The sequence below is a fragment of the Exiguobacterium aurantiacum genome, assembly GCF_024362205.1.
In the GTDB taxonomy this organism is placed as follows: Bacteria; Bacillota; Bacilli; order Exiguobacteriales; family Exiguobacteriaceae; genus Exiguobacterium; species Exiguobacterium aurantiacum_B.
Genome location: NZ_CP101462.1, coordinates 1,730,714 through 1,753,194 on the forward strand (window position 1 = coordinate 1,730,714; position 22,481 = coordinate 1,753,194).

Annotated in this window: 24 protein-coding genes; 1 reads left to right on the top strand and 23 read right to left on the bottom strand. The window is 55.8% G+C overall.

Going from position 1 to position 22,481, the window contains the following annotated elements; translation table 11 throughout:
* Positions 1 to 16: 16 nt before the first annotated feature.
* The 8 genes from dinG to bshB1 all read right to left on the bottom strand — a co-directional run bounded on the left by dinG (position 17) and on the right by bshB1 (position 9,078).
* Complete coding sequence (gene dinG / locus NMQ00_RS08995) at positions 17 to 2,827, bottom strand: ATP-dependent DNA helicase DinG (protein WP_255176433.1); 2,811 nt, start codon at positions 2,825 to 2,827, stop codon at positions 17 to 19.
* Positions 2,828 to 2,934: 107 nt separating this feature from the next.
* Entirely contained in the window at positions 2,935 to 3,318 is a 384-nt protein-coding gene (gene panD, locus NMQ00_RS09000; protein ID WP_021067221.1) for an aspartate 1-decarboxylase, read from the bottom strand.
* 5 nt (positions 3,319 to 3,323) lie between these two features.
* The gene (panC, locus tag NMQ00_RS09005; protein ID WP_255176434.1) at positions 3,324 to 4,154 is read right to left on the bottom strand and encodes a pantoate--beta-alanine ligase; all 831 of its coding nucleotides are present in this window, start codon (positions 4,152 to 4,154) and stop codon (positions 3,324 to 3,326) included.
* On the bottom strand, positions 4,151 to 4,987 hold the full coding sequence (gene panB, locus NMQ00_RS09010) for a 3-methyl-2-oxobutanoate hydroxymethyltransferase (RefSeq protein ID WP_255176435.1): 837 nt from the start codon (positions 4,985 to 4,987) through the stop codon (positions 4,151 to 4,153). The genes panC and panB overlap by 4 nt, the downstream gene beginning before the upstream one ends.
* Positions 4,988 to 5,205: 218 nt before the next feature.
* A complete protein-coding gene (locus tag NMQ00_RS09015) occupies positions 5,206 to 6,168 on the bottom strand; it encodes a biotin--[acetyl-CoA-carboxylase] ligase (RefSeq protein WP_255176436.1) in 963 nt (320 codons plus the stop codon).
* Positions 6,141 to 7,280: a CCA tRNA nucleotidyltransferase gene (locus NMQ00_RS09020; RefSeq protein WP_255176437.1), complete on the bottom strand. Its 1,140-nt coding sequence runs from the start codon at positions 7,278 to 7,280 to the stop codon at positions 6,141 to 6,143. Before NMQ00_RS09020 ends, NMQ00_RS09015 begins: the two co-directional genes overlap by 28 nt.
* Positions 7,277 to 8,398: an N-acetyl-alpha-D-glucosaminyl L-malate synthase BshA gene (gene bshA, locus NMQ00_RS09025; RefSeq protein ID WP_255176438.1), complete on the bottom strand. Its 1,122-nt coding sequence runs from the start codon at positions 8,396 to 8,398 to the stop codon at positions 7,277 to 7,279. Before bshA ends, NMQ00_RS09020 begins: the two co-directional genes overlap by 4 nt.
* On the bottom strand, positions 8,395 to 9,078 hold the full coding sequence (gene bshB1, locus NMQ00_RS09030) for a bacillithiol biosynthesis deacetylase BshB1 (RefSeq protein ID WP_255176439.1): 684 nt from the start codon (positions 9,076 to 9,078) through the stop codon (positions 8,395 to 8,397). Before bshB1 ends, bshA begins: the two co-directional genes overlap by 4 nt.
* 111 nt (positions 9,079 to 9,189) lie before the next feature.
* Between bshB1 and NMQ00_RS09035 the strand changes: the two genes are divergently transcribed.
* Positions 9,190 to 10,065 carry a YitT family protein gene (locus NMQ00_RS09035; RefSeq protein ID WP_138859556.1) on the top strand — a complete coding sequence of 292 codons (876 nt, stop codon included), beginning with the start codon at positions 9,190 to 9,192 and terminating at the stop codon, positions 10,063 to 10,065.
* 46 nt (positions 10,066 to 10,111) lie between these two features.
* Here NMQ00_RS09035 and NMQ00_RS09040 read toward each other — a convergent pair whose 3' ends face one another.
* The 15 genes from NMQ00_RS09040 to NMQ00_RS09110 all read right to left on the bottom strand — a co-directional run bounded on the left by NMQ00_RS09040 (position 10,112) and on the right by NMQ00_RS09110 (position 22,481).
* Positions 10,112 to 10,579, bottom strand: coding sequence for a GreA/GreB family elongation factor (locus NMQ00_RS09040; protein WP_255176440.1), 468 nt, complete (start codon positions 10,577 to 10,579; stop codon positions 10,112 to 10,114).
* Positions 10,580 to 10,640: 61 nt separating this feature from the next.
* Positions 10,641 to 11,324: a zinc metallopeptidase gene (locus NMQ00_RS09045; protein ID WP_131434065.1), complete on the bottom strand. Its 684-nt coding sequence runs from the start codon at positions 11,322 to 11,324 to the stop codon at positions 10,641 to 10,643.
* 38 nt (positions 11,325 to 11,362) lie between these two features.
* Positions 11,363 to 11,977 carry a DUF1405 domain-containing protein gene (locus NMQ00_RS09050; RefSeq protein WP_255176441.1) on the bottom strand — a complete coding sequence of 205 codons (615 nt, stop codon included), beginning with the start codon at positions 11,975 to 11,977 and terminating at the stop codon, positions 11,363 to 11,365.
* A 99-nt stretch (positions 11,978 to 12,076) separates the two neighbouring features.
* On the bottom strand, positions 12,077 to 12,871 hold the full coding sequence (locus NMQ00_RS09055; protein ID WP_255176442.1) for a menaquinol-cytochrome c reductase cytochrome b/c subunit: 795 nt from the start codon (positions 12,869 to 12,871) through the stop codon (positions 12,077 to 12,079).
* Between the two features lie 33 nt (positions 12,872 to 12,904).
* Positions 12,905 to 13,576 (bottom strand): menaquinol-cytochrome c reductase cytochrome b subunit, encoded by a 672-nt coding sequence (gene qcrB, locus NMQ00_RS09060; protein ID WP_021067209.1) that lies wholly within the window; start codon positions 13,574 to 13,576, stop codon positions 12,905 to 12,907.
* 15 nt (positions 13,577 to 13,591) lie between these two features.
* The gene (locus NMQ00_RS09065) at positions 13,592 to 14,095 is read right to left on the bottom strand and encodes a QcrA and Rieske domain-containing protein (RefSeq protein ID WP_131434059.1); all 504 of its coding nucleotides are present in this window, start codon (positions 14,093 to 14,095) and stop codon (positions 13,592 to 13,594) included.
* Between the two features lie 110 nt (positions 14,096 to 14,205).
* Complete coding sequence (locus NMQ00_RS09070) at positions 14,206 to 14,646, bottom strand: DUF2487 family protein (RefSeq protein ID WP_255176443.1); 441 nt, start codon at positions 14,644 to 14,646, stop codon at positions 14,206 to 14,208.
* A gap of 165 nt (positions 14,647 to 14,811) precedes the next feature.
* Complete coding sequence (locus NMQ00_RS09075; RefSeq protein ID WP_034777333.1) at positions 14,812 to 15,345, bottom strand: ReoY family proteolytic degradation factor; 534 nt, start codon at positions 15,343 to 15,345, stop codon at positions 14,812 to 14,814.
* Between the two features lie 24 nt (positions 15,346 to 15,369).
* Positions 15,370 to 16,641: a tetratricopeptide repeat protein gene (locus NMQ00_RS09080; RefSeq protein WP_255176444.1), complete on the bottom strand. Its 1,272-nt coding sequence runs from the start codon at positions 16,639 to 16,641 to the stop codon at positions 15,370 to 15,372.
* Between the two features lie 36 nt (positions 16,642 to 16,677).
* The gene (gene aroA, locus NMQ00_RS09085) at positions 16,678 to 17,928 is read right to left on the bottom strand and encodes a 3-phosphoshikimate 1-carboxyvinyltransferase (RefSeq protein ID WP_255176445.1); all 1,251 of its coding nucleotides are present in this window, start codon (positions 17,926 to 17,928) and stop codon (positions 16,678 to 16,680) included.
* Between the two features lies 1 nt (position 17,929).
* Positions 17,930 to 18,976, bottom strand: a complete 1,047-nt coding sequence (locus NMQ00_RS09090) for a 3-dehydroquinate synthase (RefSeq protein ID WP_255176446.1) — start codon at positions 18,974 to 18,976, stop codon at positions 17,930 to 17,932.
* Complete coding sequence (gene aroC / locus NMQ00_RS09095; RefSeq protein WP_255176447.1) at positions 18,970 to 20,130, bottom strand: chorismate synthase; 1,161 nt, start codon at positions 20,128 to 20,130, stop codon at positions 18,970 to 18,972. Before aroC ends, NMQ00_RS09090 begins: the two co-directional genes overlap by 7 nt.
* 10 nt (positions 20,131 to 20,140) lie before the next feature.
* Entirely contained in the window at positions 20,141 to 20,920 is a 780-nt protein-coding gene (locus NMQ00_RS09100; RefSeq protein ID WP_255178705.1) for a CheR family methyltransferase, read from the bottom strand.
* Between the two features lie 117 nt (positions 20,921 to 21,037).
* The gene (gene ndk, locus NMQ00_RS09105) at positions 21,038 to 21,454 is read right to left on the bottom strand and encodes a nucleoside-diphosphate kinase (protein ID WP_255176448.1); all 417 of its coding nucleotides are present in this window, start codon (positions 21,452 to 21,454) and stop codon (positions 21,038 to 21,040) included.
* Between the two features lie 91 nt (positions 21,455 to 21,545).
* Positions 21,546 to 22,481: a polyprenyl synthetase family protein gene (locus NMQ00_RS09110; protein WP_255176449.1), complete on the bottom strand. Its 936-nt coding sequence runs from the start codon at positions 22,479 to 22,481 to the stop codon at positions 21,546 to 21,548.

Consider the following 22,481-nt stretch of genomic DNA (forward strand, 5'->3'; position numbering starts at 1 on the left):
TTCATGATGCCTAGCGTTATCTCTGATTTCCTAGCCCTGTCTTCTCTTTCTCGTCTAAAAACAGCTCAAGTTCGGCGAGTGCGGTTTCGAGCGGTCCGTCGATTCGATCGACAGCAGGCAAACTGTTAATGAACTGCTTGCCGTAACGGGTCGTCTCGACACGGCGGTCAAAGACGAAGATGGCGCCGTAATCCTCTTTCGAGCGGATCAGACGACCGACCCCTTGCTTGAAACGAATGACCGCTTGCGGAAGTGACAGCTCAAAGAACGACGATTTACCGGTCGCCTCGATCTTTTCGGACCGGGCCTGCATGACCGGCTGGTCGGGCGGCGCAAACGGGAGCCGGACGATGATCAAGCAGGTGAGCGCCTCGCCAGGTATGTCGACCCCTTCCCAAAAGCTGGCCGTCCCGAACAAAATCGACTGGTCGATGCGCTTGAACTGTTTCGTCAAGCGGCTACGCGAGCCGCCGCTGACGCCTTGGGCGAGTAGTGTATACGCCTCATCCAACTGATCTTTGACGGCCTCGTGCGTCAAACGCAACAATTCGTTCGACGTGAACAAGACGAGCATGCGCCCTTTCGTCACATTGGCGATTTGGGCGATCGAGTCCGCGATTTGCTCGACGAACCGCGGTAGCGGGACTTCGTTGATGAGCGGGATATCGGACGGGACGAACAGTTTTGCTTGTTTCTTGAAATCAAACGGTGATGCGAGGACGACGCGGCGAACGTTCTCCCCGTCGAGTCCGAGACGCCGCTCGATGAAGCCGAATCGTCCTGAAACGGTCATCGTCGCCGACGTCAAGATGGTCGGCCGTTTGGCGAACAGTCGCTCATGCAGGAGCGGTCCGATCTCGACCGGCTGGGTGTACACCGAGGTCAACTTGCGGTTGGCCAAGTTGAGTTCGACCCAACTGACGGCATCGTCGTCCCGCGTCAGCATCGTCTCGTAGAGGACGCTCTCGATATCGCGCACGTCCCCGATGAACGCCTTCAAATCACCGAGAACGGACCGTTGTTTGAACGTCATATGCTCTTTATGCTCATCGAGGAGACGGTGCAGTTGCCGCAGCGTCGTCCGCAACGTGCGCAGACGGTCTTCGAGCCGCTTCGCCACTTCCCGAATCGGCCGGAATGGCTCCCCTTCCCGCTCGAAGCGGACGGTCTGCCGCTGCTCACGCTTTTTACCGAGTGACTGGAGCGCCGTGAGCAAATCGTTCAGTTCATCGTCGACGCGGGCGAGCGCTTGATCGGTCGCCTTGCTGAACGCCTCCGCTTCTTCCGCGACGGCCGTCAAATCGGCGAGCCCGAGCACGCGCGAATGGAACTTGCCGTCGGCACCGTAACCGAACCATTTGAACAGGCGGTCGAACTGGAGCGCGTCGAACGTCACACCGAAGTGATGCGACGCGACTTCCTCGACTTGATGCGCCTCGTCCAAGACGAGCGGCGTATCGGTCGGGAGAATCCCGGCCTGATGTTGCAAATCAGAGAACAATAAGGCGTGGTTCGTCACGATGATGTCGGCCTCTTTCGAGCGCAAGACGGCCCGGGTGAAGAAGTCGCGACTGTACCACGGGTCGAAGCGACCGAAGTCAGAGGCCGCATCGGCTTGGATCAGCCGTTTGAACGAGGCTGGCCCTTGTGACGCAGCGCCGGGCAATGACAACTCTTCCAAGTCCCCCGTCTCCGTCTCGGTCAACCAGACAAGGACCATCGCCTTGCACATCGCCGGGAGCAAGCCCTCGTTCGCCTCCTCGAGAATCATCTCGAACTTGCGGAGGTCAATGTAGTTGCGTCTTCCTTTTAAGAGCGTGAACTCGATTTCAGGGAAAATCGCTTTTAAGATTGGTAAGTCTCGATTCAACAGCTGTTCTTGCAACTGAATCGTATGTGTGCTGACGACGACCGGACGCTTCGTCTCGAGAGCGTGATGGGCGCTCGGGATTAAATACGCCAACGTCTTTCCGGTCCCTGTTCCCGCCTCAATCAACAGCGTCGCCTCGTCATCGAGCGCCTTGTAGACGTGACGCATCATCTCGAACTGGCTTTGACGAGGTTCAAATTGACCGAACAGTGCCGGGAGCGTCTCTTCGATCGTCCGGTGGAGGAACGGTTCGAACGGTTCTCGTTCGACAGCAGGTTCGAACGTGTCGACGAGACGTCTCAGTGCGATTTTCCGATGAATATCGAACGTCGTCTCATCGTCGGTTCGGATCCCGACCTCGAGAATCAACTCGTCGAGGAGCGGTTCGACATTGCTCGTCCACGACTCGGATAGCCGTCGCAATTGTTTTAACGTCACGAGCGGTAAGGCGCGCAACCGCTCGACCAAACGAACGAACAGTTCAGCCGTCGCCTCGGCATCACTGAGCGCTCGATGCGCGTCGGTGTGCACGAGGTCAAACGTCTCGGCGAGCGACTCGAGCGCATGGCTCTCGAGCGTCGGATATAGGATCCGTGCCAGTTCGACCGTGTCGATGGCTCGGCCCTGGAACGGGATATATCCGGCCACCTCTAAGCTTTCATTCAAAAAATTCAAATCGAAAGACACGTTGTGGGCGACAAAAATCCGCCCGTCGAGCATCTTCCATATATCTGGGATCACGTCTTCAAACGTCGGGGCTTCCGCCACGTCTTGATTGGTGATCGTCGTCAACTGCGTGATAAAAGGCGGGATCGGGCGACTCGGGCGAATCAAGGTACTGTAGCGCTCAATCACTTCACTCCCTTGAACGACCACCGCCGCAAATTCAATCAGTTCGTCGCCGGACTTGACGGAATGACCAGTCGTCTCCAAATCCACTATCACATAGGTGTCCATAACATCCATCCCATCTTCGGCACGATCGTGCTTTCTGTCTGTCTCATCTTACCATAGAACGATACACGAAAAAACGGGGATGCCTCTATCAGCCATCCCCGTTCGCGTCATAGAATCGTATGGGCGATCTCTTCGTACAGAAGTTGATCGATTTCGTTCCGCTCGTTCAACACGGCGACTTTCGGACGATGCTGTTTCGCTTCTTCCGCTGTCATCTGACCGTACGCCATGATGATGACGACATCGCCGACTTGGAAGTGACGGGCCGCAGCCCCGTTCAAACAGACGACGCCCGAGCCCCGTTCGCCCTTGATGACGTACGTCTCGATGCGAGCCCCGTTATGGTTGTTCGTGATGTGCACATGTTCGTTCTCCATGATGCCGACCGCGTCCATCAAATCTTCATCGATCGTGATCGAGCCGACGTAATGCAAGTTCGCCTCGGTGACGGTCGCCTTGTGTAGCTTTGCATGCATAAATGTTCGAATCATCGGATTCATCCTCTCTTCCAAATCACATTATCAATCAAGCGGGCCCGTTCGAACTGCACCGCTACGGCAATCAAAAGTTCGGTTGACGCGAGGGTCGCCTCTGTCAACGTCGGATAGTCTTTAATCTCGACATAGTCGATCGTGCTGTTCGGGATGTTCGCCAAGCGGTCCTCGAGCCGTGCCATCACGTCTCGAATCGCCTCGCCTTGCGCGAGCGCACCCCTTGCTTCCATCAAGGCCCGGTTGATGTCACTCGCATCCGATGTCTCTGTCTCCGACAGATAGACGTTACGGGACGATTTGGCGAGACCCGATTCTTCGCGAATGATGGGACAGCGCCGAATCTCGACCGGGACGAAATAGTCCTCGACGTAGCCTTCGATCAAAGCGACTTGTTGCGCATCTTTCAAACCGAAATAAGCGCGCGTCGGACGGACCAAGTTGAACAGTTTCGAGACGACGGTCAAAACGCCATCGAAATGACCGGGCCGGCTCGCCCCGCATAAGACGTCAGCGCCGGTGCGCACCGTCACACGTGCCATGTCGAGCGGATACATCGTCTCCGTGTTCGGATAAAACAAGACGTCGACGCCGGCCTCGCGGGCGAGCGCCTCGTCCCGCTCGAAGTCACGCGGATAGCGGTCGAGGTCTTCGTTCGGTCCGAACTGCGTCGGATTGACGAAGATGCTCATGACGACGAGGTCGTTCTCTGACTTGGCCGCCGCGACGAGACTGAGATGCCCTTCGTGCAAATAACCCATCGTCGGGACGAAACCGATCGTCCCGACGTCTGTCAACAGTTCCCGTAAGTCGTTTGGGGTCGTGACGATGTTCATGCCTTGCCCCCGTAGAGCGTATCGAGTAGCGACTCATCCATCGTGAACGTGTGTCGTTCGAGCGGGAATGAGCCGTCTTTCGTCGCTTCGACGTAATTACGAATTGCCGTCGTCGCCACCTCGTTCACGTCGGCGTACGCCTCGACGAACTTCGGCAGACGGTCGACGCCATACTTCAAAATATCGTGATAGACGAGCACTTGGCCGTCCACGTCGGCACCGGCACCGATGCCGATGACCGGGATCGTAAGTGCCTCGGCAATCTTTTTGGCCAATTGATGCGGTACACACTCGAGGACGAGCATCTTCGCACCGACCCGTTCTGCCTCGAGGCTGTCCGCGATCAACTGTTCGGCATCCTCGAGCGATTTGCCTTGTACTTTATACCCTTCGAGCACACCGACCGATTGCGGTGTAAGACCGAGATGGGCCACACACGGCATACCGACTTTCGTCAAACGCTCGATCGTCTCGAGCACCTCGCCGGCCCCTTCGAGCTTGATCGCGTCGGCTTGTCCGTCTTGGAACAACGACGCGGCCGCTTGAAGCGTGCGGTCGAAATCACCATGGTATGTCGCGAACGGCATGTCGACGACGACGAACGTGTCCCGTGCCCCACGGCGCACGGCCTTGGCATGGTGGACCATGTCGGAAGTCGTCACCGGGATCGTCGAGTCGTAACCGAGCACGACCATCCCCAGCGAATCGCCGACCAAAATGATGTCGACGCCTGCCGACTCGGCCAGCTTCGCCGACGGATAGTCGTAGGCTGTCAACATGACCAATTTTTCTTCCTGCTTCATCTTCTTCAATAACGAAGTCATCGTGTGCATATAATTCTCCTCCTAAATGTGGAGACAGGTTACAAAAAACGCCCTCCTACACGAATGGTAAGAAGGCGCACGAAAGCGATCTCAAGTAGTTGAGTGTCCTTCTGTCCCTGTCAAAATGATCAAGGCAGACAAAATATAAAGTGACGGTCTGCAGTTCCGGTACACTTCGCTAGCGATAGCGTCCGGCACATTCATTATAGACCACGAACTCGTTTCCATCAATCATTCCAAACCGCGATCTCGGCCGAATAGATTGGCTCGACCATTCCTTCCCGTTCTAACAGGAGCGCCCCTTCCTCCGAGATTCCGCGCATCGTCCCAAGTCGTGGCTTACCTGACGCGGTCAACGTGACCGGTTCGTCCAAATAGGCGGCGTGTTCGAGCCAATGGTCGCGCACAGGGCCAAACCCGGACTCGAGGAACAAGTCATATTCCGCTTCAAGCTCTACGAGCAAGGTGGCGAGCAACTCACTTCTGCGATACGTCTGTCTCGTTTCAAGTTTGATCGAAGTCGCGCGATGGGCGAGCTCGTCCGGGATGGCATCACTGTTGACGTTCATCCCGAACCCGAGGATGACGGCTTGAATCCGGTCTCCTTCCGTTTGCATCTCGGTCAAAATCCCACCGATTTTCTTCCCGTTGAGCAACAAGTCGTTCGGCCATTTGATCGTGGCCGGGATACCTTGTGCGTGCAGGGCGCGGGCGAAAGCGCTCGCCGCCATGAGCGTCAATTTCGAGGCGTCGCGAATCGGCAACGCCGGACGCAAGATTACGCTCGCCGCGATATTGACGTGGCTCGGGTTATACCAGTTCCGGCCGAGTTGTCCTCGTCCGGCCGTCTGTTCCTCGCTGATGACGAGCGTCCCTTCTGGCGCGTCTTTTTGCGCCAATTCATGGGCGATGCGCTGGGTCGTGTCGATTTGCTCGTACGCATGGACGACTTGTCCGAACCGTCCTTTCCGGAACGACACGAACGCCGGTTCATCGAGCCGGTCGGTCTGACCAGATAATTGATACCCTTTGCGGGGGATCGTCTCAATCGCATACCCGTCTTGTTTTAACGTCTCGATATGTTTCCAAATAGCGGTACGTGAAATACTTAATTGGCGGGCCAACTCTTGCCCGCTCCACACTGTCCCGTCCTGCAATAGATTTAAGACTTTTCCGCGTGTCGAAGCCATCGTTCGGCCTCCTTTCGTAACGATTCCGGTTCGTTGGCGAGCTTTCTCTCGAGCACGAGCCGCTCGACATGGGCGAGCAACTGTTTGATCAGTGGCCCGCGGGCCCCGATGTGAAGCGCATCACGACCATTGAAGCAAAGTTCCTGGCGCGATTGGATCGGCAACTGCCGTTTCAACTGTTCGGCCGTCTCGCTTCGACCGGACATATCCAAGTATGCCGCTAGCGTCTCCGTCTTCGTCTCATAGATCGTGAACGTGTCAAGCCCCTTGTCGAACAGGCGGGCGAGTACGGCCGCCTCCCGCTTCAGCGCGTTCGAACGTTTCCACGGCGTCAGCCAATCGGGCGCGTCAGCATAATAGACGAACAGCGCCCAGCCCCCGACCGGATTGATCGGGGTCCGTTTGTCGGCGATGACGCGGCGGATGAGCGGCTCCGTGACGTTCGGCAAGTACTGGTGGATCCCGAGGTCAAGTATCGCCGTGAGCGCCTTCCGGTATGCCGGGCCCATCAGCAGTTTCTCAAACTCGATGGCGACCCGCTCCATCGCGATGTCCTGCAGTTTATGGCCGAGCGCCTCTGAGGCGCGTTGCACGTCGTCGTCGAGCCGGAAGTCGAGCTGGGCCATGAAGCGGAACGCCCGCATGATGCGGAGCGCGTCCTCATTGAACCGTTCATACGGACTGCCGACGGTCCGGATGACACGAGCCTCGAGGTCCATCCGACCGCCGAACAAGTCGACGACGTTGCCGTCGTGGAACGCCATCGCGTTCATCGTGAAGTCGCGCCGTTTCATGTCTTCCTCAAGCGAGACGCCGAGCGAGACGTGATCGGGCCGTCTCGAATCCGAGTACGTCCCTTCCGAACGGAACGTCGTCACTTCGAACGGGTGATGGTCGAGGATGACCGTCACCGTGCCGTGGTCAATCCCGGTCGGTACCGATTTCGGGAACAAGCGCATGACTTCGTCCGGGAAGAGCGACGTCGCGATATCGATATCGTCCGGCAGCGTACCGAGCATATAGTCACGGACGGCCCCGCCGACGATGTACGCCTCCCCGCCGTGGGTGTTGATCGTCTCGATGATTCGTTTGGCGTATTCCCATTCCGTCATCGGCCCACCACCTGTTCATACAGCGCTTCATACGCCGTGACGATGTCGGCCGAGGCGAACTGCTTGGCCCGTTCGAGCCCGTTCGCACGGAAACGTGCATGCAGTTCCCCGTCGAGCAAGATCGATTCGAGTGCTCTCGTCGCCGTGAGCGCGTCGCCACGTTTGACGACGAAGCCTTCCACTCCGTCCGTGATGACTTCCGGTAATCCGCCCGCATCGCTGACGACCGACGGGACACCCGTCGCCATCGCCTCGAGGGCGACGAGACCGAACGCCTCTTTGTCTGACAACAGCACATGGACGTCGCTGATCGACAGAAGTGCCGCCACTTGCTCTTGCTTTCCGGCGAAGATGACTTGCTCTTCAAGTCCCATCTCGCTCACGAGGCGGCGCATCGCTCCCATGAGCGGACCGTCGCCGACGAGGAGCAGCTTCTTGTGCGGCACGTCCATCTGCTGGAACGACTCGAGCACGAGGTCGATTCGCTTCACTTGGCGGAAGTTCGAGATATGGATGACGACCCGGTCGTGATCGGACAAGCCGTATCGTTCGCGGAGCGATGTGTCGGCCTGCGGCTGATAGACGGCCTCGTCGATAAAGTTATGGATGACGTCGATCGACAAATCGGACCCGATTCGCTCGAGCGTCTCTTGTTTCAAGCTGTCCGAGACGGCCGTGATCGCGTTCGATTGGCGCAAACCATAAAGGATGGCCGGCTTCAGTTCCTCATCTTCCCCGAGCACGGTAATATCGGTCCCGTGCAGCGTCGATACGATCGGCGTCTTCGTACCGGCCATCTCGCGCCCGAGGGCGGCACAGACGGCGTGTGGCACCGCGTAGTGGGCATGGATGACGTCAAGGCCGAACGCCTGGATGACGCTCGCGATCTTCGAGGCGAGCGTGATGTCGTACGGCGGATAGCGGAACACAGAATACTGATTGATCTCGACTTGGTGGAACGTGATATTCGGATGGTAGGCGTTCAACCGGAACGGGATGCTCGACGTGATGAAATGGACGTCATGCCCCCGGTCGGCGAGCTTCATACCGAGCTCGGTGGCGAGGATGCCCGAACCTCCGACCGACGGATAGCAAAGGACCCCGATGCGTAATCTCATGCGAGCTCACCTGCCTCGTTGACGACATACGGGCGAATCGTCATCAACCCTTCGGCGTACTCCGTGCCAATCAAGCTACCGAAATGACGTTCCCGTGCCAACACACGGTCGACGTATGCGTCCGTCAGCGGTGTCGCCACACCGTCGACGGGCGTGAACTGACTGGCATAAGCCCGTAAGGCGTTTAGTTTATGTTCGATCGTCGCCGTGATGTCGATACAGACGTCCGGCGTCGTGTGGGCGTTGATCATGTATTGGTAGACGCTCGACGGTCGGTACGCCGGGACGTCGGGCATATATTTACGAATCCCGGCGTTAAACAGCGCCTCCTCGACGAGTCGGGCACATGCACCGTGGTCGGGATGGCGATCGACGCCGTATGGATATAGGATGTGTGTCGGCCGCTCGGTCCGAATCAAACGGACGAGTGCCTCGATTTGCGTTGCGTCCCCGATCAACCCCCGGTCCGGGAACTCGAGATTCATGCGGCGGATGCCGAGCACCCGGTCGGCCGTCTCGGCTTCCTGCGCCCGAGTGGCGACGTCGCCGTTCGAGGACAGTTCGGCTCTCGTCAAGTCGACATAAAGCACGTCGGTGCCGTCCGCCGTCCATTGGGCGGTCATGCCGGCGATGCCGATTTCAATATCGTCCGGATGGGCCCCAATTGCTACTATTTTCATAAAATCACCTCTTCTGTGAAAAGTATATCGGACTCCGTCACGATTGTCATATGTTCAGGGTAGGCAATCGAGAGGTTTTTCGAGTACGCTACTAGATGGGAGGTGAACCAGATGACGGTACAATTACCGATTCGGTTTCGCAATATTTTCTTTATTTTGATTGGTTCCTTTATTTTCGCGTTCGGTGTCTATCACTTCAACGTCCAAAACAATTTGGCGGAAGGCGGTTTCACCGGGATCACCTTGATTCTGCGGGGCTTGTTCGACTGGTCGCCATCGATCACGAACTTGGCGCTCAATATCCCGCTCTTCTTCGTCAGCTATAAGCTGCTCGGGCGGACGACGTTCATCTACACGCTCATCGGGACGTTCAGTTTCTCGCTCTGGTACGCCCTCATCGCCAAGTATTCGAACCTCGTCATCGACTTGACAGACGACATGGTGCTCGCGAGTTTGTTCGCGGGCCTCTTCATCGGGGTCGGTCTTGGCATCATCTTCAATAACGGCGGTACGACCGGAGGCGTCGACATCATCGCCCGGCTCGTCCAACGCTACGTCGGCTGGTCGATTGGCAAGACGTTCCTCGTGTTCGACTTTTTCGTCATCGTCCTCAGTTTGACGTATCTCGATATTCGCGAGGCGATGTACACGCTTCTCGCCGTCTATATCGGTGCCCGCGTCATCGACTCGATGCAGGAAGGGACATATGCCGGCAAGGCCGCCATGATCATCAGCGATCATCGGACGGCCATCGCCGACGGCATCCACGCCACGATGAACCGTGGAACGACTCGCCTTCTCGCCAAGGGCGGCTATTCGAATAAAGAACTCGAAGTGCTGTACGTCGTCGTCGGGCGCAACGAGGTCAACCGGTTGAAGACGATCGTCAAACAGATCGACCCGCACGCCTTCGTCACGTTCCACCACGTCTATGAGGTCGGCGGTGAAGGCTTCACGTTCGATGAGAACCGGATTCCTTTGAAATAAGTCACGACGCACAACGCCCCGTTCGACTGAACGGGGCGTTGTTTCATTATCGTTCGATGCGGACGATCTCAAACGTGAGCGTGCCGCCCGGTGAAGCGATGGAGACGGTTTGACCGACGGCACCTCCCATCAACCCGCTGCCGAGCGGCGACGTCGCGGAGATCGTCCCGTTTGCAAAATCGGCCTCGAGCTCACCGACGATTTGATACGTCTCGGTCTCACCATCCGGTAGTTCTCGCAGTGTGACCGTGTCACCGAACCCGACATCTCCGGCAAGAGCCTCCTGCTCCACGATGACGGCATCGGCGAGCGTGCGTTCAAGTTCGATGATTTTCGTCTCGATGCGCTCTTGTTCGCGGACCGCTTCAAAATACGTCACATCTTCTCGAAAGTCACAAAATTTACGGGCTGCCTTGACGCGTTCGAGCGCCTCGCGCCGACCCTCGATGCGAAGCGTCTCGAGTTGTTCGATCAAACGCAGGCGACCCGCCTTCGTCAATTGTGGTTTTGGCATGAGAAGCTCCTTTCAAAACAAGATACAAAAAAGTCCCGTCACGTTGACGGGACCGTTGATTCTACTCATCACGTGGCATGAAGACGATGAGCGCCAAGCGAATCAGTTCGGCGACGGCGACGAGCGTTGCCGCCACGTACGTCCATGCTGCCGCGTTGAGCACTTTACGAGCGCCCGACTCTTCCGTTGCTGTGACGATCCCGTGGCTCGTTAGTTCAGCCATGGCCCGTTTCGAGGCATCGAATTCGACTGGTAACGTCACGAGTTGGAACACGACCGCCCCGAGCATCATGACGACACCGAGTTGGGCGAGGCCCATCGCGCCGAGCAGGAAACCACCTAGGAGAAGCGGGAACGACAAGTTCGATGTGATGTTCACGACCGGCACGAGCCGGTGGCGGACACGCATCATCTTGTAGTCGGTCGCATCTTGAATGACGTGGCCGATCTCGTGGGCCGCGATTGCAGCCGATGAAATCGTCGAGCCTTGATACACTTCGCGCGATAGACGGACGACTTTATTGACCGGGTCGTAATGGTCACTCATCAACCCATCGACCATCTCGATGCGGACGTTGTGGACACCGTTTTGTTTCATAATAAAGTCAGCGACTTGTGCACCCGTGACGCCGCTTTGAATCGGTTGTTGGAGAAATTTTTTGTACGTACTTTTCACTCGCATCTGGGCCCATAACGGGATGAGCATAATCAGTGCAAGATAGAAAATATAGCCACCTAATGACATGTTCTCTATCACCTCTGCGTGTATTTGATAATCTGATTTTACATTCTTATGAACTTATTATCAAGCGAAGTGCGCAGGATGATGTGGTATCCCATAAAAAAACATAATCCCGTCAACCAGAACGACCCGTAGCCGATCCAGGCGATATGTTCGGCGAGTGACGGATAGCGGGGCCATTGCCCGAGCACGTAATCGACGACGTCGTTATGGATGACCCAGACGAGCGTCAAGACGAACGAACGGACCGTCCACGTCATGAATGGCGCGTATAATAGCGCCTGGAACGCCATCGCCCCGTGTGACACCATCAGCATGACAGCCATGAGCACGGTGAACGTCTCCGCATCCGGACCGAGTTCCCGTAAGAACAAGATGTTCATGACGACGGCCCACACCCCATATTTGATGAGCGTGACGAAGGCGAGCGTCTCCATGAGGGGCGACTTTTTTCCGGCGATCCATAAGCCGAGCACGACCGTGAAGAAGAGCGAGGCCGTCGGGCTGTCCGGTACGAACGGCCAGTAGAGGAGCGGAGTGTCACGGAGCTGCGGCTCATACCAGACGTACCCGTAAATCGTGCCGAGCAGGTTGATGATGAACAAGAGCACTAAGACGATCCGATGCGTGAGGATTGGGCGTATCATATGTATCATTCGAGTATTCATCCTTTTTTATGTTAATTGTAACGTAAGCGACCCAAAGTAAAAAGAAGCGTGACCCGTTGGACGGGCCACGCTTCTTGAACCAATGGCTTATTGGTTGTTTTCGCCGCCTTCACCGTATGACGCGATGAATTCAGACATGGCTTGGAGGTCCTCATCCGAACCATCCCATTGCCCGGCTGGCATCGTTCCGATACCGTTGACCGCGATATCCGCAATCTCTTCGGCCGTGTAAGCTGTTCCGATAAGACCTGGAGCGGCTGCGCCGCCTTCAAGGTTCTGACCGTGACAGTTCACACAAGACTGGGCCGCATAAATCTCGTAACCTGGTGCGGCCGTATCGATTTCTGGGCCTTCGCCTGGTACTTGAAGAATCCCTTGCTCGTGAACTTGATCCCAATGCGTCGTTTGAACCGACTCCCACGTCAAGTAGAAGATCGACAAAATACCGAGAAGCATGAAACTGATGGCGACCGGACGTTTCGCCGGACGTCGTTCGAGCCCTTGGTCAAGCCATGGTGCGATCAAGAGTGCCGTGAAGGCGACCCCTGGCAAGATGACCGTTCCTAGCAAGATCCAATCCCCTGCTGCGAATTGGTACTTGAGCAATTGATACAAGAACAAGAAATACCAGTCCGGTAACGGAATGTAAGACGTGTTCGTTGGATCGGCGATGTTTTGGAGCGGTGGTGCCTCGACGATCGTCAAGGCGATGAATCCGATCAAGAAGACCGAACCGACCATCCACTCTTTCAACAAGAAGTTCGGCCAGAACGCCTCAGTGCGTCCTGGGTATTCAGAATAGTCTTTTGCAATATTTTGTTTCCGATTCGAGATTCCTACTCGAGAGTCGGTTACAAATTTCATCCCTTTACCGCGATGCATATCGTTTCTCCCCCTTTATATCTTCGAATCGGCTTATAGCGGTCCTGAAATCCCTTGTTTACGAATCATCAAGAAGTGGGCTCCGAGGAGTCCGAACAAGGCCGCCGGTAAGAAGAAGACGTGAATGGCGAAGAAGTTCGTGAGCGTCCGTGCGCCGACGATCTCACCACCGGCGAGAAGCGTCTTGGCGATGCCACCAATGACCGGGACACTCTCGGCAATTTGAAGCGTAACTTTCGTCGCGAACAACGCTTTCATATCCCACGGCAACAAGTACCCTGTAAGACCGAGCGCCAAGACGACGAAGAACAAGAGAACACCGACGACCCAGTTGAGTTCGCGCGGTTTCTTATACGATCCGGTAAAGAATACGCGGAGCGTATGTAAGAACAACATGACGATGGCGACCGATGCGCCCCAGTGGTGCATCCCACGAACGATTTGTCCGTGTGCGATCTCGTTTTGAAGATAGTACACCGACGCGTGCGCGTTGATGATGTCTGGTACGTAATACATCGTCAAGAACATCCCTGACAGAATTTGAATCACGATCGTGAAGAACGTCAGACCGCCAAAACAATAAACAAATGCTGAAAAGTGATGGGCAGGGTTGACGTGTTCTGGAACTTCATGGTCAGCGATGTCGCGCCATAACGGCGTGATGTCGACGCGTTCATCGACCCAATCATAAATTTTTTGTAACATCGACTATTCCCCCTCTCACAACTGTGCGACTGGACTGCCCAAGTATAGGAAGCCGTCTTTTTCTTCTTTTTCGTAGCGTGCAAGTGGTGATGTCGGAGGCGTACCCGGAATGTTCGTTCCATCTTTCTCATAGCGACCGAAGTGACACGGACAGAAGAACTCTGTCGGTCGAGTCGGGTCTCCACCATATCCTACTTGGCAACCGAGGTGCGTACAAATTGGAGACAAGGCGATGACTTCGCCGCTCTCATCTTTAAATACCCACGCCGAAAGCGTTTCTTCAAATTCATACCAAGCATCTTGCGTTTGTTTCTTAAAGTCGACACGTTGCGGCTCAGTCGTGATGTCGTCGAGACTGATGACTTTTACTTTATCGCCCGCATCCGATTTTTTTAAGACCGGATCGATCGCAAAGTTGACCATCGGACTGATCAATGTTGCCGCCATAAAGCCACCTACACCAGTCAACGTATACGTTAAGAACTGACGGCGTGTGACTTTTGACCCATTTTGAGCCATTTCGTTCCCCCCTCATTCGTGTGCATAACCCCATAATTCTTTATGCATTCTTCACAAAAATTTCTCACTCAACAAAATAGTATATCAATAAAACCTCCACGTCAACCGCTTCATGTCGCCATCCAACGGCTCGAAAGCTCGGTAATGACTTGCGTCGCAAAATTTTGAACCATCGTGTGCGACTGCTCGCCGGACATGCCTTTCAAAGCAAGCGGCGGAACAAAAATAATCGGCAGTTCAGACCCTTTGAAACGCAAATCCGAGGAGATGAACAACACATGGGAAAACCCAGAGGCCGTCGCTTTCGTGTGTACCGCTTCTGCCGTCGCCCGGCCAGCGTCCACATCGACGTAACTGATCGTCGGGCTGAGCATCGTCCGTCCCGACAGTTGCCGTTCGGTTTCGAGTGCGACCGCCTGAATGACTTCGTTCCCTTCGGCTTTACGCACCATATCCTCATCAAACGCCAGTTCGACGAGTGGGACGACGAGCGTATCGACGTACTGGCGTTCTGTCAGCGACTTCATCGCGTCTATGCCATCGAACCTCATCTTCCTCCTCCTCTCCTCCAGACATACATCATCATGTCCATTGTAGCGTACCTACAAACGTTCCCTCTGCGAAACTTATGAACGAAATGTGAAATTATTGTGTATTCCTACGTCATTAATATACCAAAAAACAAGCGCTGACCATAACGGAAGCGCTTGTTTTTATTAAAATAATTTTGAGGCCCGCACTTGATGCAACTGGCTTGTCAAATTGCGGAACAGTTTCTCGTCACGCCGGTCGAGCGCCTTGTCGATTTCGACGAGCAGACGTTCTTCCTCGAACTGGGCGACCGAGGCCCGGATGACCGTCTGAGCGGACGTCGTCACTTCATCCTTGAGTTCGGCGACGGGCTCGAACGGATTCAATTCAACGATGTCGATCCACATCTCGTCGATCATCATCCCTTGGAAGTTGAGCTCCACGTAGATGGCTCCGTCATGAAGCCGGATGTCATGATACGCTTTCTCAGGATTGACCGTGATGAGGTCACCCCGGCGGTAGCGAAACGGTTCCCCGTCAAAGCCGTACGCCGTCATGATCAGGCTACGCGGTGAGACCGAGGCGTTCGTGACAAAATGAACGTTCCCGAGTTTTTCTGGATGTCTGAGCCAGTAGTCGATAATCCACTTGGCCTCTCGTTTGCGAAGCGTATGATGAGCGAGGAATCGCTTTAAGAACATCTTTTTCCGCTCGACCATATGACCCCATCTCCTTTGTATCGATTAATCGTGGTCCGTCAACCGTTCGAGCCGCTCCTCAAGAGTTTGGCGGTCGTCGACGTCGACGGTGAGCGCAAGCGTTTGCTCGAGCACTCGTTGCGCTTCGGCACGCTGTCCTTCTTCTATCAATAGTGTAGCCCATTCGATGGCAAATGACACGTCCTCTTTATAAACTTGCTCGATCGACCCGTATAGCGTGACGGCTTGATCATACTCTTCGAGTTCATAGGCCGCCTTCGCTTTGTACCAGGTCATGAGCGGGGACGTCGAGTGTTCTTCGAGTGCATCGATCGTCTCGAGGACGGCCTCCATGTCACCGGATTCGAACAAGACTGACAAGAGCAGCTCGGTCGCCTGGAGTGATTCCGGGTTCAGCGCGAGCGCCTCACGAAGTTCCGTGACCGCTTCGTCCGTCCGGCCTTGTTTCAAGAACAGCTTCGCTTTCACGGTCCGCAACTCATCGTTATAATCGTCACGGTCGATGCCCTGATCGATCACGGCCAGTGCCTCATCAAAACGGCCGAGCGCGTCGAGCGCTTCCGTATAAGGCAGATAAAGCGATGTGAAATCTGGATCCATCGCCTGCAGCGACTCGAACTGTTTGACGGCGATTTCGTCGCGGCCGATACGATGGGCCGTCATCGCATGTCCGAACACCGTGTTCAAATTGCGGTCGCCCGCTTTCTCATACTCATCGAGCGCCTCTTCGAACGATCCAATCATCGTGAGCGCCTCGGCGTAGTCCGCCTGATAGTCGAGTTCTTCCGGCAAGCGCAAGTGCGGCAGACGAGCATAGAGCGGGACGGCCTGTTCGAACGAACCGATTGACGCGTACAACTCGGCTAGACCATAGATGAGCAGCGGTTCGTCTGGATTCGCTTCAAGCGCCTCCATCAATTTCTTGACCGCGACCTCGTCCAACCCTTGCGATTGATACAGATCAGCGAGCAAGACGAGGCTGCGCATATGCGCTTCCTTGTCCGCCGTATCAATCTTTTCAAGGACGGCAATCGCTTCTTCTTCCCGGTCGCTGTCCAAGTACGCCTCGGCGAGCGACAAGGCGACATGCGGGTTGCCCGCGTAATCAACGTAGAGCGCCGCGAGCACGTTCACGGCCCGGTCGGCGAGTCCGAGTTCGAGGTAGATGTCGGCAATGGCCAGACGGTCTTCGTCCGACCCTTCCTTCTCGAGCGACTCGAGGTGCATGAGGGCATGCTCGGTCTCGCCCTTCTCGAGCATCTCAATGATATGGTTTAATTCTATTTCGTCTAACATGGTTATAGTTCCTCCTACCGGCTACTCGTATTGACGTTATTCTATCTCACGACCGAGGCGTTGTAAATCGTCACGGAATCGTGGGTAACTCACATCCGCCGCCTCGACGTGTTCAATCGTCACACGTTCCGTCGTCAATAAGTCCGCGATTTGGAGCATCATCGCTAAGCGGTGATCCCCGTGCGAAGAGACGTGACCCCCGTGCAGACGGCTCGGGAAGATGTCAAACCCGTCGTCCGTCTCGCGAAGATCGACACCGAGCGCTGAAAGTTCATGCACAACGGTCTGAATTCGGTCCGTTTCTTTGACACGGAGTTCGCCCGCGTCTCGGACCGATGACGGGCTCGTCGCTTGCGACGCGACGAGGGCGAACAACGGCAACTCATCGATTTGATGCGGGATGGCGTCCCCGTCGAGGCGGATGCCGTGGAGCGTACTCGTCGACACCGTCACGTCGCCGACCGCTTCTTCCCCGAGCGCGCGGACGTTCGTCACTTCAGTCTTCGCCCCCATCCGCTCGAGCGTGCGTAAAAACCCGATCCGTGTCTCGTTCAAACAGACGTCCGTCGTCGTGACTCGACTGCCCGGGACGAGCGCCGCCCCAGCCCACCAAAAGGCGGCCGAGGACGGATCGGCCGGAACGGCCACCGTCGCGCCCACGAGCTCGGACGGGACGAGTCGAATCGTTCGGACACCGTCCTCTGTCGTGATGTCCAATCGGCCATTGAAAAGAGGAAGCATCCGTTCCGTATGGTCCCGCGATAAGACAGGCTCGCGCACGATGGTCGGCCCGGTCGCACGAAGTCCGGCCAGCAGGACGGCTGACTTCACTTGCGCGCTCGCGACGGGCAACGTGTAATCGATGCCCGTTAGCGTCCCGCCGTGAATCGAGATTGGAGCGAAGTCCCCTTCGAGGTCAGCACCCATTTTCCGGAGCGGGTCCGTCACTCGACGCATCGGACGTTTTGAGAGCGAGGCGTCACCGGTGAGTGTGAATTCCCCACCATATCCGGCGAGAAGCCCGGCCATAAGACGCATCGTCGTGCCCGAGTTCCCGCAATCAAGTTCGGCCGATGTGAGTGTCCCTACCCCTGTGACGATGAGACGGTCCTCTTCTTCGACGACACCAGCACCCAAGCATCGGATCGCCTCGAGCGTCGATCGGCAATCCTCCCCGAGGAGCGGATCATAAATCGTCGTGTTTCCGGTCGCGACGGCCCCGAACAAGAGAGCCCGGTGCGTAATTGACTTGTCACTCGGTACGCGTATGGATCCATTCAATCCCATGTCAAAACCACCTTTTCATTTGATGAAACGCTTCAGCGAGCCGCTCGGCCGTGACACGTTCCACGGTCACTTCTTCACCGAGCAGGACGAAGCGGATGTGTCCATCCCGATTCTTTTTATCGTGTCCCATGCCTGCGAGATACGAGTCGAACGGTTGCCAGTTGACCGCCGAGATGTTTTCTTGCTTCATGTACGTAGCGAGGGATTCAGCCCGCATCTCGTCGCCGGAGACGAGGAAGGCGTACACCATGCCGTACAGGATGGCTTCCCCGTGCGACAATCGATACGCCTCGGCCGATTCGAGCGCATGCCCGAACGTATGGCCAAAATTCAACCACGCCCGCACACCTTGTTCACGTTCATCGGCCTCGACGACCAATCGTTTCACTTCAACCCCACGCGCGAGCCATTCTTCCCAATCGAGCGGTCCTTGGGCCAAGGCCGTGAACAATTCGGTTTCGAACGAGTGGCCGAGGACGTAACGTGACAAATAGGCGTGCTTAATCAATTCGCCGAGTCCGCTCAAGACGTCCCGCGCGGACAACGTCTCAAGGCGTTCGACGTTGTAATGGACGCCTGCCGGTTGATAGAAGGCACCGATCGCGTTTTTCGCGAGCGGATGGTTGACCGCGACTTTTCCGCCGACGGCCGAATCGTGCGCGAGCACGGTCGTCGGCACTTGTATGTAACGCACACCGCGCATATAGACACTCGCCAAAAAACCGGCCAAGTCTCCGACCATGCCGCCGCCGAACGCCACGATGAGCGTATCTCGGTCACAACCGGCCGTCAATCCGTCCGTGACGAGCCGTTCGATCGTCTCGAGCGACTTCGAGCCGTCGCCAGGGCGAACGACCGACCAGACGATTGCTTCATGTTTGCGCGCGAGCCGATCCCGAAACGCACTTCCGTGCAGCCGGTCGACCGTCTCATCTGTGACGACCCAAACGGTTGAACACGTGAAGTATGGGACACGGTCGAGCCAGGCGTCACCTTGTTCGATCGTGACCTCGTACGGGGTCGAGGCGTTCACGTGGACCGTCACCACGTCCGGATCTCTTCCCGGTACGAAGCGACGCGTGACTGGAGCCGGTTGACCGTGTCATGGCCGAACGTTTCGCACAGTTCACGGGCAAGCTCGAAAGCGATGACCGCCTCGACAACGAGCGAAGCGGCCGGTACGGCACAGGCGTCGCTGCGCTCGATTTGCGCGAGAAACGGTTCTTTCGTCTCGATGTCGACGGATTGGAGCGGTTTATAGAGCGTCGGAATCGGCTTCATCACAGCCGTACAGACGATTGGCATGCCTGTCGTCATTCCGCCTTCGAAACCGCCGAGATGGTTGCTCAGCCGCGTATAGCCGTCCGGGCCATAGGCGATTGGGTCCATCACTTCAGAACCTGGTCGATACGCCATCTCAAAGCCGTCGCCGAACGCGACACCTTTGATGGCGTTGACGCTCATGACGGCGCGAGCGATGGCCGCATCGAGTTTCCGGTCGTATTGGACGTACGATCCGAGCCCTGGGATGACGCCATGCACTTCCGTGCAGACGACACCTCCGAGCGAATCGCCAGCCGCTTTCGCCTCGTCGATCCGATTCATCATCGCTTGACCTGCGGCCTCGTCGAGCGTCCGGACCGGTGACGCCTCGATCGTGGCGCGCATCGTTTCGAGCGACTCGTATGACGCCTCGGCTGTGACACCGCCGATCACTTTGACGTAGCTGACGAGTGACATGCCGACCGAAGCGAGCAACTGCTTACTGAGTGCCCCGACGGCGACGCGGGCCGCCGTCTCCCGAGCGCTCGAGCGTTCGAGCACGTCCCGAAGGTCGCGATGGTCATACTTCAGTCCGCCGACGAGATCGGCGTGTCCCGGTCGCGGTCTGACGACGCGGCGCTTGATTTCCATATCCGCGTCGACGGGTTCGGCCTGCATGACGTTCCGCCAGTGGGTATGGTCCTTGTTCTCGATCCAAAACGAAATAGGGGCCCCCGTCGTCACCCCGTGACGAATGCCGGCCCTCACCTCGATTCGGTCTGATTCGATTTGCATGCGACGGCCCCGTCCGTAACCCGATTGCCGTTTGGCGAGCTCTTCGTTGATCGCTTGCACGTCGACTTCAAGCCCGGCCGGTACACCCTCGATGATGATCGAGAGTCCCGGTCCGTGCGATTCTCCTGCCGTCAAATAACGCATCTGCGCCACCTCACTCTTCAAATTTTTCGTAAAAGAAACTTTGTTTCATCTTGTAGCCGTACCGTTTCGGTTGAAAGATTTGCTCCGTGCCCCCGACGAAGAGGACCCCGCCTGGCCGAAGCGAACGGTGGAACGATTTATAGACTTTCTCTTTCGCTTCCTCGGTGAAATAAATCAGGACGTTGCGGCAGACGATCAAATCGAAATTCCGTTCGTACACATCGGCCAACAGGTTATGTTTTTTAAACGTCACCAATTTTTTGATGTCTTCAGTGATGTAATAGTCGTCCCCGCGGCGGGTGAAGTAACGCTGCCGAAAATCAGGGGGCAAGTCGACGAGCGCCCGCTCATGGTATTTGCCTTGCTTCGCTTTTTCGATCACCACGTCATCTAGGTCCGTCGCCGTGATTGTGAACTGGGCGGGTGACAAATGTTTCGATAACAGCATCGCCAACGAATACGGCTCTTCTCCGGTCGAACAGGCCGCGCTCCACACACGCAATTTACCTTGGCTTTTCCGGATGAGCTCAGGTAAGATGTCCGTCTCAAGCTGTTGCCAGCGGACCGGATTGCGATAAAACTCGCTCACGTTGATCGTCATGCGGTCTAAAAATTCATCGTATAACCCGCGATCCGCTTCCATCGCTTTAAAATATTCAATGAACGTGGCATACCCTTTCTTCTCACGAAGCGCGATCATGCGACGCTTCATCTGAGCCTCTTTATATAAATTCAAGTCGATCCCCGACTTCAAATAAAACTTTTTTACGAAGATGGCATAATCATTTATCACCAGTTCCAACCTCAATTCTTTCTCTTCTCCTAGATCATGTCGTGCCAAAACGTGCGAAAGCGCTTCAATCCCAATACAAAAAGGGACAGGAGGCCCCCGTCCCTTTTATCGTCATTAAACGTGTGATGCTTCAGTGGCGAACCAGAGTGACAATTCACGCTCTGCGCTCTCCACGCTATCTGAACCATGGATGACGTTTTGTGACATCGTCGAGGCCAAGTCGCCACGAATCGTTCCAGGTTGTGCGTCAAGCGGGTTCGTCTTCCCGATCATCAATCGAGAGACGGCGACGATGTTCTCGCCTTCCCACTCCATCGCCACAACAGGACCAGACGTTAAAAATTCGACCAACTCTCCAAAGAACGGCTTTTCTTTATGTTCCGCGTAATGCGATTGTGCGACTTCCATTGATGGTGTCAACAACTCAAGACGATTCAACGTATAGCCTTTATGTTCGAAGCGCGAGATGATTTCCCCAATCAATCCGCGTTTCACTCCATCCGGTTTCACCATTAAAAATGTTTTTTCCATTCCCCTAATCCCCCTAAATCGATATGTGTACCATGTACGTTATTAGTTTACACGGTCACCATCATTATTGAAAGGGGTTACAAGGTATCACTTACCATTTTCGTTTCCCGATATACTCGGCGATTTCGATGAGCGAACGTTTGTCTGGCGCGTCCGGCAACCCGTCGAGCCGTCGAATCGCCCGGTTCACGTAACGGTCAATCGTCCGTTGACTCCGATCGAGCGTCCCGTTGCGCTGCACTTCACGAACGAGCGTATGCGTCAAAGCATAATCAGACGAGTGATTGATTTGCTGCAACCGGTCAAAAAAGTCCGGGTTTTCCGCCGAATAGAAGAGCGGAAGCGTCTTATGACCGTGTTTTAAATCTTCACCGACCGGTTTTCCGAGTTGAAAACTTTTCGCAGTGAAATCGAGCAAGTCGTCCGTCATTTGAAACGCCATCCCGATATCATAACCGAACAACCGCAGCTGTTTGACGACGTCAGGTGAGGCGCCCGAGACGACGGCGCCGGCCGCACAACTCGTCTCGATCAAGAGCGCCGTCTTGCGGGCGATGCGATCGAGATATCGTTTCGGGGATTGGCCCCAGTCATATTGATCTTGGATTTGATTGATTTCCCCGACACAAATCAGTTCCATCGTATCGGCCATGATTTGCATCACTTCGGGCGAGTCGATTTCAGAGACGAGTCGAATCGCTTCACCGAACAACGTATTGCCCGTGTACATCGCGACCCGCTCGTCGTAGCGTTCCATGACGGTCGGTTTGCCGCGCCGTAGTGAGGCGTCATCGATGACGTCGTCATGGACGAGCGAGGCCATATGAATCAACTCTAGACTCGCCGCCACTTTCGTCAACCGGATATCTTTCGTTTGTCCGAATCCGGCGCTGAGCAAGACGAATGCCGGACGAATCCGCTTCCCGCCGGCGTCTAAAAGTTGCTTCGAGGCCGCTTCGATGACCGGATGATCCGTTTGGACTCGCGTCGACAAAAACCGGTCGATGTGTTCAATCTCTCGGTTCAT